This window comes from Spiroplasma endosymbiont of Tipula paludosa, assembly GCF_964264785.1.
GTDB lineage: Bacteria > Bacillota_I > Bacilli_A > Mycoplasmatales > Nriv7 > Nriv7.
The window spans coordinates 761,299-778,379 of sequence record NZ_OZ183484.1 but is presented as its reverse complement, the minus strand read 5'-3'; the positions used below and the strand labels follow the sequence as shown (position 1 = coordinate 778,379).

Sequence of the window (17,081 nt, the reverse complement as noted above, 5' to 3'; positions counted from 1 at the left end):
AAAATTCATTTTTATCTTTGTATTTATCTAACATTTGTATTTCATCTAAAAAATAATTATCAAAATAGTAGATAAAATTAAAGGTTATGTACCAAGTCTAATGTATTAAATTCAACAGCCTTTATCCCTGATGGCTCAAATAACAGTGAATGAGACGATTTAATTCCACCAGCAAATTGCAAATATTCTGGACGATGAATACCAACCTTTAATGATATTGGTTGTGCCATTCAAAATGCTGGTATCAAAATGATAAACTGAATACTCACAGCTTCACAAATTATTACCATTTTACGCCCGTTAGCAATTATTGCAAAAGCAACAGTTAACTTTTCAACCGCCATTTTTCCAGTTTTTAAAACGGTACCAGCTTTTTACTATACCTTTCAATTTTTAATCGGTTTTGCCATTTTTCTAATGATATTAAGAATTTTTGTATAATTATATATATATATATATATATTAGACTTGGTACATAACCTTTAATTTTATCTACTATTTTGATAATATTATTTACTAGGTGAAGTACAAATGTTAGATAAATACAAAGACGAAAATGAATTTTATAGTCTAATAGGCATAAAATATAAAACTTTCATGAAAATGGTAGAAATTTTAAAAGAAGCTAAAGCTAAACGCCAAATTGTAAAGTTAAGTGCAACTAAATTATTTTTCTAACCAAATATTCGATTGGCGAAAGATAATTTAGTATTTTTCTTGGTCTTTGGTTTAAAGACAATATAAATTTATGAACTGCATTTTTAGTAGTGTTTGAAAAATTAAATTTTTTAGGAAATTTTTCTCTAATTAAACCATTAGTATTTTCATTAGTACCTCTTTGTCAAGGTGAATATGCATCAGCAAAATAAATTTTCACATTTAAATTTTTTTCAAGTTGTTGTCAATTAGCAAATTCTTTACCCCTATCAAATGTTATAGTCTTAACAAGATTATTTGGAAGAATTGATAAATAATGACTAATATTTTTGTTAATAACTTTAGTAGTTCTATTTTCAACTAATATTGCTAAAGTAAATCTTGATGTTCTTTCAACTAAAGTTATTAAACATGATTTACTTTTACCTCGTGATGATACTACAGTATCACCTTCTCAATGGCCAAGAGTTATGCGATTATTAACATTTCGTTCTTTAATGGATTTACCATTAAATTTACCCCGATTTTCTTGAGATTTTCGTTTCTTACCTTTTCTTCTTAAATTTTTACTAGTAACCTTTTCAAGTAATCCAGAATAAATTCAATTGTAAATTGTTTTAAAACTAATAATTCATTCTTGATGAAAATTTTTAATTCTGCCATAAATTTGTTCAGGCGATCAACCTAATAATAATTTTTGTTGTACATATTTTACTAATTCTCTATTTTTAAATTTATGAAAATAAACATGTAATTGTTTTCTATTTTCTGCTTTATTTTGTGCAATTAATGAAAAATAATGATTATTATCTTTATTTCTATTAACTTCTCGATTAATAGTACTAATACTTCGATTAAGATTTTTAGCTATTTCACTAATTTTTACTTTAAATTTCAATTGATTCTCAATATAAATTCTTTCATCTATGCCAAGATGTTTGTATCCCATATAAAAACTCCTTAAATTTACTTTTTCTAAAATAAACTTAGCATCATGAAATTTTTATATGAAATCTTTTGCAATTTTATTTACTTGCACTTACAAGTATAATTCAGCTTTTATAAAAATTGCTAATCTTTTTTTGTTTAAACTAGTTTTTTCTATGATGTTTTTTGTAAGATGAGAACATCCTTTCTTTGAATAATAAAAATTGAAATAAAGTATGTTATGAGAAGAATAAATAATACAATGCCAACTGTTAATAATAAAGAAATTAATGAAATATGAGTTAGATACATAATTCCTGAGAGTTTAAATATATAAGCACCCACAATATATCAAGTTAAAAATGAAAGCCCCACACCACCAGCAAAGAAAAGAATAACAGCAATTAAATACCAACCAATAATTAAACTAACAATTTGCTTAATATGATAACCGAGAATTTTCATTGTCGCAATAATAAAAACATTATCATCAATAATCATTGAAACTAATAAAATTAAAACAATAATTACTACTACTAAGGTTACATAACGAATTGTATCTAAAACACTACTAATGATATTTAAAAGATTAGTAATACCGTCTTTTGCTAAACGAATAATAAGAATGCTATTAAAATTAGCAGTATTCTTAATTCCTAATGTTGGAATGTTAGGTTCTTCTTTTATTAATGGTGGTCTTACTAAATTGTTTTTATTGTTGTTAGTACTAATACTATCAATTGTGACAATCGGAATACTATCTCTTTCATAATAAAGTCCCATTGACCGTAAGGGTTGTAATACTTCATTTTTCCCCATTATAAAGTTATAAAAATTATTATTTTGAAAATCATTACCCTCTTTATTAACATCAATAATGTCATAATTGTCACCATTCTTAATAGCTTCACGATAAACAAAATATTTCGCAATTAGTTTTTCATTAGTGACAATAGTTCATCCATCGGTAGCATTATCAATAATACCAACAATTTTAATATTCATATCTTTAATTCAAAACATATTAAAATTATTAATAATATCACCGACTTGATATTGATGCTGATAATATTCAGCATAACTACGAGAAACAAGAACTGGTAATATGCGACGCTTAGCATCATAATCATTAGGATTATTAAAGTAAAGTTGATCAATGTATTGGTCACTATGTTTAATATTTAATATGTCTTGAAAAGATTTTTGATTTACACCATAAACAAAGGCATTAAATCCTGAATTAATCTTTTGAATCGCGTTTAATGTGGGAACATTGAAATAATAACGATTCATCAAATAATCTTGTGTATTATCATATTCTACATAATTAAGGGTTAAATCAATATTTTCAATATTAATATTAATATTGGTATTTTTAAAATCATCAATAATGTTTAAAAAACTCATAATGTCTTTAAAATTAAATTCAGATGGTATTTTTTTACTAAGTTCAATAATTAATTTCCGATTTTTTAAAATAATAGCTATTGTGTCACTACTAACATTAAATTTATATCGTTCAGGAATTTTTATTTGTAACGCTTTAAGACGATTAAATCATTTCATAAGTTGGTTTTGTTTATCAACATTTAACTTTTGAAATATTTGAATAAGACTAATATTAGGATTTTCATTTACGATTTTTTCAACGACAGCGAAAATTTCTTTTAACTTCTCATTGTCAATAGTATTAAAAACACGATAAATAGTTGCTTTTTTAGTATCAGGTTTTATTTCTTCATCTTGTCAATCAACGAGATAATATGCAAATTCTCTATTTGAATTGTGGTTATAAATATTAGATGTCTGAGAACCAATTATATCTTGTAAAGCAATATACTCATATTGTTGATTGTAAAAATAAGCAGTCGTTGCCGATTGTTTTGTATTGTTAGCATTAAATTGGTCATAATCAGTAATATTACGATATTGTTCATTATAGCTGTTACTGCCAGCAACTTTTCATTCGGAATGAAAACTATCAATTTTATGATTCATTGTATCCACAGTTAAATATTGTAAAAATAAAATAAACGAAGCTAATAACAAAATACTACCACTTACTAATCATTTTCCAAATGATTTAGTAAAAAAAGCTACTGAAAGACGAAATGAAAACGGAAATTTAACTACTAATGATTTAAAAAAATGTGCTGCTAAATAACCTTTACTACTATTGGAAGCATAAATTAATTGTAGTACGGGCATTCGTAAAAGAAAGGTTGTTAATCCTCAACAAACAAAAGTAAATAACAATGGTAAAAAGATAAAAAATATTAATAAAATTTTAATATCAAAATAAATCGTTACAATGCCAAAATTATAAATTAACATTGCTCCTGAAAATTGCTTTTGAAATAATAATGAAATGCCAAATCCTAAAATAGCCGCTAAAGATGTAATAATAAAAATTGAACCAATAAAATTAAACGAAATTTGTCAACCTTTATAACCAAATGATTTTAAAATTCCAATTTGAGTGCGTTGGTCATTAATTTCTTTACGAATAAAAAAAGATACAATTAAAACTAATGCTGACATTGAAATAAAAGTTAAAGCAATAAAAACAATACTTTGAATAATTAAATTACTTATTAATTCATCACTTATAACTTTAATAAAATTCTTATTAACATCTTCAATTAAAGTTTTTTCTTTTAATTGCTTGTAAATATCTTTTTGAGCTTGAACTTCATCACCACTAATTGTTAAATAAATATTAGAATTTTCAAAACTACTTTTAGTATCATTACGAAAATGATCATCAAATAAAAGATCAAGGGTAGTATAAATTACGCCATTATCTTTAGGACTTAACTGTTCGGGAATTACTGTTTGAATTAAACTATTTTTTTGAATAAACTTTGTTGTATAACTATTTCCGATACCGACAACAATAAATTTATTATTTTTAATTATAAATGAATCATTAATTTTAATATTATGGACATAACTATAAGTCTCACTAATAACAATTTCATCATTTCTTATCGGAATTCGTCCTTTAACAATACTAACAGGATTATTATTAATTAATCCAATATTTTCTAAATCAAAACTAGGAACAATATCAAATTCCTGACCATTATTATTTTGAATGCGTCCTTTAAAAAATAATGAACTTTTAATATTTTGAGAGTTTGTTGCCATTAAAATTCGCCAATTACGAATGCTAGTTTCACGAAGTGGAACTTTATCACTATCTTTATTTTGAGTGGTGACAATTAAATGGATTGAACAAAGCATTGGATCAATAAAAGGCTCTTGTTTATTTTGATTTTCAATTTGACAATTAAAACCTTCATTTTCAAGTTTTGCTAACATTAGCATTAATTTAGCATTATTATTTTCAAAAGGAATGCTAGTGTGTTCTGTTAAATCAATAGTTGTATTGCTACTATCATTAATTAACTTTAATTCTGAGGGATTAGAAATACGATGTGTTGGTCGCAAAGAATTTTTATAGATTAAATCATACTTTGATGTAATTTGTTGATTGTTAGCAAACATGGCACTAAAAATACTAATTGCTAGCACCAGCAAAATTAGTAAACCAATATATTGTAAAAATCGTTTCTTAATAGAACGAAAAGAGTTTTTTAAAAGAACAAACATCTACTTAACCCCTTATTTGGCAACACTGACAATAAAGTGAATATTATTGGGTTTAATCAATATTGATTCATTAATATTATTAATAATGTGGTTTTGCAAATGCTCGCAAAGAGTTTCTAAATTTGTCTCTTTATTTACTTTTAAAACTATTGATACCACTCATTGCTCACTAAAAAAATTAATTTTAATATTTTTTCTCTGAATATCTAATGCTGGAAATGATTTTAAATATGAAATTAATAATTTTTTAATAACTAATTGACTAATTTGCAAAGTACCACTTTTATTTGTCAGAACAGTTAACTTCACGATATCACTCCAAAAATCCACTACTTTAAATTTTTAATATTTAATATTTTATTTTCCAATTTCTAAAATTTTAACTTTATATTTTGTTTCTTTACCTTTAATTTCAACAATATCATTAACACTACGATCAAAAATGGCTTTAACTAAGGGAGTCTCATTAGAAATTTTATTTTCAAAAGGATCAGCCTCCACAGTACCAACAACTTTAAATGTTGATTTATCATTAGTTTCTAAATTAAGAATAGTTACTATTGAACCAATTCTAATGGTTTTAGTTCCTTGACGATCAGTAGCAATAACTTTAGCTCGTGCTAAAGTATCTTCAATTTCTTTAATTCGACCTTCAACTTCAGCTTGGCGATTTCTTGCTGATTCATACTCAGCATTTTCTGATAAGTCACCTTGGTTTCGCGCTTCAACTAATTCTTTAATTACTTGTGGACGAATAATATTGATTAACTCATTTAATTCTTGATTTAATTCTTCTTTACCTTCTTTAGTTAACAAAATTTCATTATTGTTATTATTTTCCATTACTTTGTCTCCTTTATTCAATATGTATTATAACATATATTATTTGTCTTTTTTTGCTTTTGCAAGATGTTGTAAATAATCAAAATAGTTTTGTAAAATTAATTGAGCTGCTAATTTATCTTTATTCATTTTTCGTTTTTTCCGTGAAACATTAGCAGTTAACATTATTTGATTAGCCGATCGTGATGTTAATCTTTCATCTCATAAAATAATTTCGCAATTAGTTTTTGTTTTTAGTTGCAAAACAAAATCTTCAACCATTATTGTTGTTGTACTTTTAGTTCCATTCATATTTAAGGGATGACCAACAATAATTATATCAGGATTTTCTTGTTTAATAAATTGTAATACTAAATTAATAGCTTGAGAAAAATTATATTCAGGAAAATTAATTGTTGTTTTTGATAAACTAATAATTCCTTGACCAATAGCTAAACCAATTGTTTTGCTACCCACATCTAAGCCTAAATATTTCATAACGCATCTTCTTGTTTTAATTGTTGTAATAATTCTTGCATTTTTATTTCATTATTAAATCCACCTAAAGCTAATTGCATATTTCCGCCACCAGAACCTTGACATTGTTTTGTTAAAGATTTAACAATTGTAACGGCACTTAATCCTTCTTTAATTAAAGATTCACTAACAACTACTAATAACGAATTTTTTGTATTAATATTTTTATTAGTAAAAATAATTACTAATTTATTATCTAATAACCGATATTTATCCGCTAATAACTTTAAAGTAGCAATCGCAAGATCATTAAATTGATAAATTAAAATATTATATGTTGGCAATGAAATAATTTCCAGATTTTGATATTGATTAATTTGTTCTTTAATTAGTTTTTGTTCAGCTTTTTTTTCTCATTTTTTAAAAGCAATTTGAAGTTCATAATATAATGTACGCAATTGTTTTCATATATCATTACTAATATTATTCATACTAGTAATGGTATTAAATAGTTGTTCAAGATAACTATCTGTTAATAAATTTTTATTATATTTTGCGAATTTTTCAGCACTTTTTGTTTTTAAATCTTTAATTTGTTCATCATAATAATTATTAATTGTTTGTTTTGATGTTAAAGCTTGAAAACGATAAATACCAGTTCCTTTGGATTCAATACTAGTAATTAATAATTGTTCAATATCACCTGTATATTTAACATGTGTTCCCCCACATAATTCAATAGAATAATTACCAAACTTAACAACACGAACTTCTTTGTCATATTTCTCGTTAAAAAAAGCCATAGCATTCATTTTAATTGCTTCATCATAACTAGTAATATAAATTTCACAACTATCATTTTGTGCAATTCATTTAGTAACTAAATCATTAATAGCTTGTAAATTTTGGGTTGTAATTTCTTTATTGTAAGCAATATCTAGGCGTAAATATTGATAGTTATTAAATGAACCAATTTGCATGGCATCAGCACCTAAAATTTCTCTAATCGCTGAATGCAATAAATGAGTTCCCGAATGATTTTTCATTCCATAATTACGATGATGATGATTAATAACAGCACAAACAATATCATTAGTTTTTAAAGTACCGTTAACTTGGATCCGATGAATATGTTGCTTATTGGGTGCTAATTTGACATCAATAACTTCACCAAGCATTGTGGCATTACTAATTATTCCTGTATCGTTAGCTTGACCACCTTTTTCAGCATAAAATGGTGTGGCATCAAGTATCACATCAACAATATCATCTTTAACTGATGTTAACATTTCTTCACCATAAAATAAAGCTACGACTTTAGCTTGCGGATTTTCTTCTACTTCGTAACCAATAAAAATGCTAGGGATTTTTAAATCTAATAATAATTTATTTTGCATATCCATCGCTTCAATTTGTTGATTACTTCGTGCATTACGAGCATCTTTTCTTTGTTCTTCTAATAATTCATTATATCTTACTAAATCAATAGTAATTTTTTTTTCACTTGCTAACTCAATAGTTAAATCAATCGGAAAACCATAAGTATCATATAGTTTAAAAGCATTTTCAGCCGTAATTGTTTTTTCTTCAATTAGCATTTCATTAAAATGATTAAGACCTTGTTTTAGATTATTAAAAAACTTTTCTTCTTCCTTTTTAACAGTACTAGTAATAATCTCTTGTTTTGCTTCTAAATGAGGATAATAATCTTTCATCAAGTTAACAACAATAATAACTAATTTATATAAAAACGGTTCATTAATGTTCAATTTATGACCATAAACCATTGCTCGACGAATTAAACGGCGAATAACATAACCGCGATCTTTATTACTAGGAAAAACACCATCACCAATAGCAAAAGAAACCGCTCTAATATGGTCACTAATAACTTTAAAGGCAACATTAATTTTTGTTTGTTCATTAGGTTTTTCAAAAATATTATTTGGAACATAAGAAACTTTAACTAATTTAGTAATGCCTTCAATTATCGGTAAAAATAAATCAGTTTCAAAATTAGTAGGTACTTCTTGGATTATACAAGCTAATCGTTCTAAACCTGCTCCTGTATCAATATTTTTACGAGGTAAATCATGATAATTACCTTGCCCATCATTATTACTGTCTGAAAAAACAATATTTCAAATTTCTAAATAACGATCATTTTCAATATCATCTTGCAATAACTTCAAACCATAGTTTTCTTTATCTCAAGCAGTTCCCCGATCATAAAAAATTTCCGTATTTGGACCACAAGGACCCTGACCCATATCTCAAAAGTTGGTATCACGACTCCCTAAAATAATCCGACTTGAATCTAAACCAATAACTTCTTTTCAAATTTTAATGGTATCAGTATCATCTAGAAAAACAGTAACAACCAGTTTATTAGCATCAATACCTAATCATTGTTTACTAGTTAAAAATTCTCAAGCAAAAACAATAGCTTCTTTTTTAAAATAATCACCAATTGAAAAATTACCTAGCATTTCAAATAAAGTATGATGTCTTGCTGTGTAACCAACATTTTCAATATCATTAGTTCGCAAGGCCTTTTGTGAATTTACTAATCGTTGATGAGGTGGAGCTTTTCTACCATCAAAATACGGTTTTAAGGCTGCAACGCCAGAATTAATTCATAATAATGAATTGTCATTAACAGGAATTAATGATGCACTAGGTAAAGCATAATGACCATTTTTAATAAAGAAATTAAGAAATTTCTGTCTAATCTCACTAGTTGTTAAGTATTTCATTAATTTATACCCCTTTAATTTAAAATTTATAAAAGCAATTTCTTATTATAAATATCGTTAGCAACTGCTTTAATTGTTGCTATTGTTGGTACCGCAATAATCATTCCTCAAATACCAATAATTGCCCCAAAAATAGAAATTCCCATTAATATTGTCACCGGATGTAATTTGGTTACTCGTCCAAAAACTTTTGGATAAACAAAAGCATTTTCAATTAATTGAACAATAAATGCACCAACTACAGCAACAATCATTGGTACCCAACTAACTAATTCATTTGTTCCTGATGGTGCTACTAAAGCATCTAATACTCCCGCTAAAGCAATGGGAACCATTCCAATAAATGGTCCCACATAAGGGACAATATTAGCAAAAGTCATAAATAAACCTAATACCGCAAAAGAACTTTTATATGTGGAACCACCCGCCACATAACCAGCAATAACTATCATAATAGTTGTAAAAGTAAACATATAACTCATATCAATTAATATTCCGCGACCATAACCAAATAAAGATTTTTGCAAAGCATTAGCAATAATTTCTTTGCGTTTAATATTTTTCCCAGGAATTAATTGCGTTTTTAAAAAATTAGTAAATGATTTATCGCCACCTAACAAAAACATTGTAATCATAATCGTAATAAATAAACCATAAAAAATACTAGCTATCGTTCAAAAATAGCGATTAAGAAAAATATTAGTTAAATTGGAGGCTGTTGTATAACCATAAATTGTATTAATAATATCAACTAAAAAAGTTGCTGAAAAAAATCATTGTGCTGTGGCGCCAAAACTAAATAGTAACTGATACATTTTCCCTAATTTGTTACCATCAAAAGCATCACCAATTTTTGCATTATTAATTACAACTTCATTTACTATATTTAAATCATTGTCATCTATAGTAATGTTATTTGCTATTAACCATGCTTTGATTTCAGTATATAAATTTTTAAAATATTCACTAACACTATCTAATGATGGTTGTTTTAAGTAGCGCAAATAATCAACAACAAATTTATTAGTTGAATCCAAATAAATACCATAGTCATTGCGTAATTTTGTTAATAAAATTTCCCAAGCACCTTTTTTATCAATAAGTGCTTTAGTTTTAATTTGACCTAATATGTCTTGTCAATTATCTTTTATTGGTGTTCAATCAACATTAGTTTGTAATCGTCATTGTTCAGTTTCTGTATCATAAGCAAAACCAAAGATATGTGATAAAAGTGATTTATTTTGATCAACACCTGTACCTTTTCAATTATCTAATCTTTCTTTAATAACTGTACTATCACCTAAGAACTGACTAATAAAACTTACAAATTGGTCAATAAATAATCAAAGCAAAAAAACAATAATAAAAATACCAATTATTAGAGAAATAAAAAAAGTTAAATATTTTGCCACAGTTTTATTAAACTTTAATTTAATCAAACGATAAATTAACGGATTCAAACCTCAAATCACAGCTAATGCTAATCCTAACGGAATAAAAGCTAAAATAACATTAAGAATAATTTGATCAGCACCCGTAAGTTTTAATAATAAAAGAACTACTAAACAAATTAAAATTATAAATAATCATCTTGTTCATTTGTGGTCAAAACTAATAGTAAATTTGGAAGAATTACCTTTACTGTTACCATTATTCGTTTTTATTTCAATGTTTTTAGTATCTGTTCTTTCCATTTTACAAATCGTTCCTTAAAATATTTTAAAAAATAAATTTACAATTAAAATTATATCATAAGAAATTAAATTTATTAAGAATACCTAAATGGTGGTTGTGTAAAAAATTATTTGTTTTAATAATTAATATTTGATAATATAACTACATAAGATTACTTTAGATTTTTCTATTAAATTTACTAAAAAACAGAGAAAGGTTAATTTAGGATGCTAAAATTTTTGCAGTTTTTCTTCATACCTATTATTATTTCAATAAATTCAAATAACTTCAATAAATTAATAAATAAAAGTGAATATATTGACTTTAAAATTGAAGAAAAAACTGTTTTTCAATATTTAATCAATCTTTTCAATCGCAATGAAAAAATTCAAATTTATAACTATAATGATTCTAACTATGACTATCAAAAAACTATTGAAGATAATCTAAAAAAACAAATTATTAATATTATTAATAAAAAACCCTTTGTAAAGATTAGCGATTCTTCTGGTGATAAAATTTACTTTATTAAACGCCAAATTGTAAAGTTAAGTGCAACTAAATTATTTTTCTAACCAAATATTCGATTGGCGAAAGATAATTTAGTATTTTTCTTGGTCTTTGGTTTAAAGACAATATAAATTTATGAACTGCATTTTTAGTAGTGTTTGAAAAATTAAATTTTTTAGGAAATTTTTCTCTAATTAAACCATTAGTATTTTCATTAGTACCTCTTTGTCAAGGTGAATATGCATCAGCAAAATAAATTTTCACATTTAAATTTTTTTCAAGTTGTTGTCAATTAGCAAATTCTTTACCCCTATCAAATGTTATAGTCTTAACAAGATTATTTGGAAGAATTGATAAATAATGACTAATATTTTTGTTAATAACTTTAGTAGTTCTATTTTCAACTAATATTGCTAAAGTAAATCTTGATGTTCTTTCAACTAAAGTTATTAAACATGATTTACTTTTACCTCGTGATGATACTACAGTATCACCTTCTCAATGGCCAAGAGTTATGCGATTATTAACATTTCGTTCTTTAATGGATTTACCATTAAATTTACCCCGATTTTCTTGAGATTTTCGTTTCTTACCTTTTCTTCTTAAATTTTTATTAGTAACTTTTTCAAGTAATCCAGAATAAATTCAATTGTAAATTGTTTTAAAACTAATAATTCATTCTTGATGAAAATTTTTAATTCTGCCATAAATTTGTTCAGGCGATCAACCTAATAATAATTTTTGTTGTACATATTTTACTAATTCTCTATTTTTAAATTTATGAAAATAAACATGTAATTGTTTTCTATTTTCTGCTTTATTTTGTGCAATTAATGAAAAATAATGATTATTATCTTTATTTCTATTAACTTCTCGATTAATAGTACTAATACTTCGATTAAGATTTTTAGCTATTTCACTAATTTTTACTTTAAATTTCAATTGATTCTCAATATAAATTCTTTCATCTATGCCAAGATGTTTGTATCCCATATAAAAACTCCTTAAATTTACTTTTTCTAAAATAAACTTAGCATCATGAAATTTTTATATGAAATCTTTTGCAATTTTATTTACTTGCACTTACAAGTATAATTCAGCAAATCAAATACACTTATAAATCCAAAATTAGAATTAATTGCCGATTCAGGCTATCAAGGTTTGCAAAATGTTCATAAAAATACATTATTGCCAATTAAAAAGAGTAAAAATAATCCCTTAAATCCAGATAAAAAGGAATATAATAGCTTTTTAAGTAAAGTTAGAATTGCCATTGAACATGTTTTTGCTAGATTAAAAAGATTTAAAATACTAGTTTATCGTTATCGCAATAAGATTAGAAGATTTGGATTACGATTTAACTTAATTTCAGGAATATATAATTTTGAATTAAGCTAGTTATAGTTATGTACCAAGTCTAAAAAGTAAATTTAAGGAGTTTTTATATGGGATACAAACATCTTGGCATAGATGAAAGAATTTATATTGAGAATCAATTGAAATTTAAAGTAAAAATTAGTGAAATAGCTAAAAATCTTAATCGAAGTATTAGTACTATTAATCGAGAAGTTAATAGAAATAAAGATAATAATCATTATTTTTCATTAATTGCACAAAATAAAGCAGAAAATAGAAAACAATTACATGTTTATTTTCATAAATTTAAAAATAGAGAATTAGTAAAATATGTACAACAAAAATTATTATTAGGTTGATCGCCTGAACAAATTTATGGCAGAATTAAAAATTTTCATCAAGAATGAATTATTAGTTTTAAAACAATTTACAATTGAATTTATTCTGGATTACTTGAAAAGGTTACTAGTAAAAATTTAAGAAGAAAAGGTAAGAAACGAAAATCTCAAGAAAATCGGGGTAAATTTAATGGTAAATCCATTGAAGAACGAAATGTTAATAATCGCATAACTCTTGGCCATTGAGAAGGTGATACTGTAGTATCATCACGAGGTAAAAGTAAATCATGTTTAATAACTTTAGTTGAAAGAACATCAAGATTTACTTTAGCAATATTAGTTGAAAATAGAACTACTAAAGTTATTAACAAAAATATTAGTCATTATTTATCAATTCTTCCAAATAATCTTGTTAAGACTATAACATTTGATAGGGGTAAAGAATTTGCTAATTGACAACAACTTGAAAAAAATTTAAATGTGAAAATTTATTTTGCTGATGCATATTCACCTTGACAAAGAGGTACTAATGAAAATACTAATGGTTTAATTAGAGAAAAATTTCCTAAAAAATTTAATTTTTCAAACACTACTAAAAATGCAGTTCATAAATTTATATTGTCTTTAAACCAAAGACCAAGAAAAATACTAAATTATCTTTCGCCAATCGAATATTTGGTTAGAAAAATAATTTAGTTGCACTTAACTTTACAATTTGGCATTTTTAATTCGCATTTTTATTTTGGCATAAATTTTATAAGAAAAATATGCCGATAGCATTATGCTGATAATAATAAACATTAGTCCAATTGCAATATTCATTTTTAAACTCCTTTAAAATAGTTATAATTCATATCTTTTTTGTTGTTTTCTTTTTCGACAATGAAGAAACTTAATAATTCTTGTCCTTTAATTAACTTGGTTTCTTGCTCTTGTTGATTAATTGAAATTACTTGATATTTACTATCTTTTATTATTCCAATACAAATAGAATTTTCGTATTTTCCTTTATAAACAAATCGCTTTGGAAACCAAATGCCGATTTGTTCATTAAATCAGGGAATTTTTGGTGCTTTAATAAGCATTGCGTTTTGTGTTTCTTTTAAAAGATATTTCTTAGTATTTAAGAAAATGTTTTCAATGTTTTTCATAGTAAGTTACCTTTCTTATAGATAAACTAAGTTATATTAACTAAGTTAGTTAACTTAGTTTTTTAAACACTTATATATCGCAGATTTAAGTGTTTAACAAGCTTTGTTATTAAATTTTGTTTTTTAATTAGATAAAGATTTTAATAATTTTAAACTTAGCATACCCCTATATAGAAATTTCTACACTTTAATATCCGCATCCTACCCTTGGAACTAATTTAATAGCGTGTATATTTTTAGGAAATCCACCCATTCATTTTTTTATTGCAAAATGAAACAAATTGCTATAGCTAATAGGGTGTTATCTATCAACTGGTAAACTTCTTTCGGTTATGGCGACCACCCACAATTTATCGTGCTTTAATACATACCAACATTATTAATTCACTTGTATTTAATTTTCAAAGAACAAAATTTTAACACCTCATAAAATAAAAAGACAATCACTGCTGACTGTCTTAATACTTATTCAAATATTTTCCTACCTAACAAAACTTTATGCGTCCGAATAGCAATCGCATTAAATACCGATATTGTCAATAATCCAGATTCAAATTTTATTTGATATCGTGAGTCTGGTAAGTTCGCTTTAAAGAATGAAAGCAATATAACAGAAAGGTTGGAACCAATTGACAAAACATCAAAAGCAAAAGCACTTGAAAATACTAATGATGAATGTTGTACAAAACAACTTGAAGAAGATGGAAATATTAAATTGGATAAAGCAAGAAATCACTCTGTATTTAATGAAAGAGATTTACATTCCGTTGTTGTCAAATTTTTACATAATTCTGCTTTTAATATTTCTAGTAAAACAATTTTTCATGAACTTTCAAGTAAAAAAGTTTCTGGTAAAAATAAATGATTGCATCCTGATATTGTTGGCGTTCATTTTCCATTTAATGATTTTAGTAAAAAAACTTTAAAGTTACAAAAGGAATATTTAGGATCTTTGAAAACAAAGTTTTATTCATTTGAATTAAAAAAAGAATTAAGTTTTGCTAATCTTCGTGAATCTTATTTTCAAGCAGTATCAAATTCATCTTGAGCCAATGAAGGGTATTTAGTAGCCTTAAAAATTTCTGAAAGTAATGACTTTATTAATGAATTAAAAAGACTTAATGATGCTTTTAATATTGGTGTTATTAAGCTAAATCCTAATAATATTAAGCAAAGTATTATTTTATTTCCAGCAAAAGAAAAAGAAACTCTTGATTGAGCAACAATTGATCGCTTAGTTACTGAAAATTCTGATTTTAAAGATTTTGTTAGAATTGTTATTCAATCATTACAAGCAAATACCATTGTTGGTAATTTTGATAAGGTACTAACAGATGCCGAATATGAAAATTATATTAATGAAAAACATATTAGACTTGGTACATAACCTTTAATTTTATCTACTATTTTGATAATATTATTTACTAGGTGAAGTACAAATGTTAGATAAATACAAAGACGAAAATGAATTTTATAGTCTAATAGGCATAAAATATAAAACTTTCATGAAAATGGTAGAAATTTTAAAAGAAGCTAAAGCTAAACAAAAACAAATTGGTGGTAGACCAAATAAATTATCAATAGAGCAAAGATTACTTATGACTTTAGAATACTGAAAAGAATATAGTACATATCGTATTATTGCAAAAAAATATAATATTAGTCATGTTAGTTGTATTCGTAATATCTTTTGAGTTGAAAATACTCTAATAAAAAATAGTCACTTTCATATACCTGGCAAAAAGATATTATTGGAACATAAAGTTACTAATAATAATTTATTAGCAATTGATGCTACAGAAATTCCAATTGAAAGAATTAAAAAAAACTAAAATTATTATTTTCTGGTAAGAAAAGGCAACATTCATTAAAATCACAAATAATTATTGATTTATTTAACAATAAAATTATTTCAGTAGATTTTTGTTATGGCAGTATTCATGATTATAAGTTATTTTTAAAATCAAATACACTTATAAATCCAAAATTAGAATTAATTGCCGATTCAGGCTATCAAGGTTTGCAAAATGTTCATAAAAATACATTATTGCCAATTAAAAAGAGTAAAAATAATCCCTTAAATCCAGATAAAAAGGAATATAATAGCTTTTTAAGTAAAGTTAGAATTGCCATTGAACATGTTTTTGCTAGATTAAAAAGATTTAAAATACTAGTTTATCGTTATCGCAATAAGATTAGAAGATTTGGATTACGATTTAACTTAATTTCAGGAATATATAATTTTGAATTAAGCTAGTTATAGTTATGTACCAAGTCTATTAAAGAATAATAAAATATTTGAATTAAGCATATTTTCTATTTAATAGAAAATATGCTTTCTTTTATGCTAAAATTAGTAATAACGGTGGTAAAGATATGGAAAAAAATTCACAGCATAATATAAGAGAAAGCATAATTTTTTTTATCTATCAACAACAATTATTAAATTATGACTTAGAAACAATTATTAAAGAAATTAAAGAAAATGAAGAAGATTTTAATACGGAAATTACTAATAATTTAATCCATCTTTTCGAACAACGAGAAATTATAATTAAAATTATTAATAAGTACTTAAAAGTAGGGTGACATTTTTCTAAATTATCTAATTTAGAGCAAGGGATTTTATTGTGAGCAACTTATGAATTACTGATTTTAAAAGAAAATTCAGCAATTATTATTAATGAAGCAGTTCTTATTACTAAAAAGTATTTCATCAATAGTGAATATAAATATATTAATGGCATTTTGCAAAGTATTGCTGATAATGAGAAAAAAAACTAACAAGGATGACAACT

Annotated in this window: 19 protein-coding genes; 9 read left to right on the top strand and 10 right to left on the bottom strand. The window is 25.0% G+C overall.

The features are described 5' to 3' along the window. Positions 1–77 precede the first annotated feature (77 nt). Entirely contained in the window at positions 78–344 is a 267-nt protein-coding gene (locus ACFEL5_RS04610; RefSeq protein ID WP_375315091.1) for a hypothetical protein, read from the bottom strand. A gap of 187 nt (positions 345–531) precedes the next feature. On the opposite strand from ACFEL5_RS04610, the gene ACFEL5_RS04605 reads away from it, so the two are divergent. Then, positions 532–678 carry a hypothetical protein gene (locus tag ACFEL5_RS04605; protein WP_375315090.1) on the top strand — a complete coding sequence of 49 codons (147 nt, stop codon included), beginning with the start codon at positions 532–534 and terminating at the stop codon, positions 676–678. On the opposite strand, the gene ACFEL5_RS04600 is transcribed toward ACFEL5_RS04605, so the two are convergent. Then, positions 662–1,606 (bottom strand): IS30 family transposase, encoded by a 945-nt coding sequence (locus ACFEL5_RS04600; RefSeq protein ID WP_338966716.1) that lies wholly within the window; start codon positions 1,604–1,606, stop codon positions 662–664. The genes ACFEL5_RS04605 and ACFEL5_RS04600 overlap by 17 nt on opposite strands. A 58-nt stretch (positions 1,607–1,664) precedes the next feature. On the opposite strand from ACFEL5_RS04600, the gene ACFEL5_RS04595 reads away from it, so the two are divergent. Further along, positions 1,665–1,802 carry a hypothetical protein gene (locus ACFEL5_RS04595; RefSeq protein ID WP_375315089.1) on the top strand — a complete coding sequence of 46 codons (138 nt, stop codon included), beginning with the start codon at positions 1,665–1,667 and terminating at the stop codon, positions 1,800–1,802. On the opposite strand, the gene ACFEL5_RS04590 is transcribed toward ACFEL5_RS04595, so the two are convergent. From ACFEL5_RS04590 to ACFEL5_RS04565, 6 genes are read right to left on the bottom strand one after another with little or no spacing between them, the layout of a single operon-like run. Then, positions 1,759–5,199, bottom strand: a complete 3,441-nt coding sequence (locus ACFEL5_RS04590; protein WP_375315088.1) for an ABC transporter permease — start codon at positions 5,197–5,199, stop codon at positions 1,759–1,761. The two genes, ACFEL5_RS04595 and ACFEL5_RS04590, sit on opposite strands and share 44 nt — an antisense overlap. A gap of 12 nt (positions 5,200–5,211) precedes the next feature. After that, the gene (locus ACFEL5_RS04585; RefSeq protein WP_342190113.1) at positions 5,212–5,508 is read right to left on the bottom strand and encodes a hypothetical protein; all 297 of its coding nucleotides are present in this window, start codon (positions 5,506–5,508) and stop codon (positions 5,212–5,214) included. Positions 5,509–5,556: 48 nt separating this feature from the next. Beyond that, entirely contained in the window at positions 5,557–6,042 is a 486-nt protein-coding gene (gene greA, locus ACFEL5_RS04580; protein ID WP_338967205.1) for a transcription elongation factor GreA, read from the bottom strand. Positions 6,043–6,081: 39 nt separating this feature from the next. Beyond that, positions 6,082–6,519, bottom strand: a complete 438-nt coding sequence (ruvX, locus tag ACFEL5_RS04575; RefSeq protein WP_338967206.1) for a Holliday junction resolvase RuvX — start codon at positions 6,517–6,519, stop codon at positions 6,082–6,084. Further along, entirely contained in the window at positions 6,507–9,254 is a 2,748-nt protein-coding gene (gene alaS / locus ACFEL5_RS04570) for an alanine--tRNA ligase (protein ID WP_338967208.1), read from the bottom strand. Before alaS ends, ruvX begins: the two co-directional genes overlap by 13 nt. A gap of 26 nt (positions 9,255–9,280) precedes the next feature. Beyond that, positions 9,281–10,948 (bottom strand): AI-2E family transporter, encoded by a 1,668-nt coding sequence (locus ACFEL5_RS04565; protein WP_375315087.1) that lies wholly within the window; start codon positions 10,946–10,948, stop codon positions 9,281–9,283. A 207-nt stretch (positions 10,949–11,155) separates the two neighbouring features. On the opposite strand from ACFEL5_RS04565, the gene ACFEL5_RS04560 reads away from it, so the two are divergent. Continuing rightward, a complete protein-coding gene (locus tag ACFEL5_RS04560) occupies positions 11,156–11,503 on the top strand; it encodes a hypothetical protein (RefSeq protein ID WP_375315086.1) in 348 nt (115 codons plus the stop codon). Here the strand turns inward: ACFEL5_RS04560 and ACFEL5_RS04555 are convergent. After that, positions 11,487–12,431, bottom strand: coding sequence for an IS30 family transposase (locus ACFEL5_RS04555; RefSeq protein WP_375315085.1), 945 nt, complete (start codon positions 12,429–12,431; stop codon positions 11,487–11,489). The genes ACFEL5_RS04560 and ACFEL5_RS04555 overlap by 17 nt on opposite strands. Before the next feature lie 168 nt (positions 12,432–12,599). Between ACFEL5_RS04555 and ACFEL5_RS04550 the strand changes: the two genes are divergently transcribed. Further along, complete coding sequence (locus tag ACFEL5_RS04550) at positions 12,600–12,836, top strand: transposase family protein (RefSeq protein ID WP_375315084.1); 237 nt, start codon at positions 12,600–12,602, stop codon at positions 12,834–12,836. Positions 12,837–12,883: 47 nt separating this feature from the next. After that, on the top strand, positions 12,884–13,828 hold the full coding sequence (locus ACFEL5_RS04545; RefSeq protein ID WP_375315065.1) for an IS30 family transposase: 945 nt from the start codon (positions 12,884–12,886) through the stop codon (positions 13,826–13,828). 128 nt (positions 13,829–13,956) lie between these two features. Here the strand turns inward: ACFEL5_RS04545 and ACFEL5_RS04540 are convergent, their stop codons facing one another. Next, positions 13,957–14,283 (bottom strand): hypothetical protein, encoded by a 327-nt coding sequence (locus ACFEL5_RS04540; RefSeq protein WP_375315083.1) that lies wholly within the window; start codon positions 14,281–14,283, stop codon positions 13,957–13,959. Between the two features lie 619 nt (positions 14,284–14,902). On the opposite strand from ACFEL5_RS04540, the gene ACFEL5_RS04535 reads away from it, so the two are divergent. From ACFEL5_RS04535 to ACFEL5_RS04520, 4 genes are all read left to right on the top strand, one after another. After that, a complete protein-coding gene (locus ACFEL5_RS04535) occupies positions 14,903–15,670 on the top strand; it encodes an HrgA protein (RefSeq protein WP_375315082.1) in 768 nt (255 codons plus the stop codon). A 52-nt stretch (positions 15,671–15,722) separates the two neighbouring features. Then, positions 15,723–16,115 carry a transposase family protein gene (locus ACFEL5_RS04530; protein WP_375315019.1) on the top strand — a complete coding sequence of 131 codons (393 nt, stop codon included), beginning with the start codon at positions 15,723–15,725 and terminating at the stop codon, positions 16,113–16,115. Positions 16,116–16,117: 2 nt separating this feature from the next. Beyond that, positions 16,118–16,540: a transposase family protein gene (locus tag ACFEL5_RS04525; protein WP_342224593.1), complete on the top strand. Its 423-nt coding sequence runs from the start codon at positions 16,118–16,120 to the stop codon at positions 16,538–16,540. Positions 16,541–16,659: 119 nt separating this feature from the next. Then, the gene (locus ACFEL5_RS04520) at positions 16,660–17,067 is read left to right on the top strand and encodes a transcription antitermination protein NusB (protein ID WP_342190148.1); all 408 of its coding nucleotides are present in this window, start codon (positions 16,660–16,662) and stop codon (positions 17,065–17,067) included. Positions 17,068–17,081 lie beyond the last annotated feature (14 nt).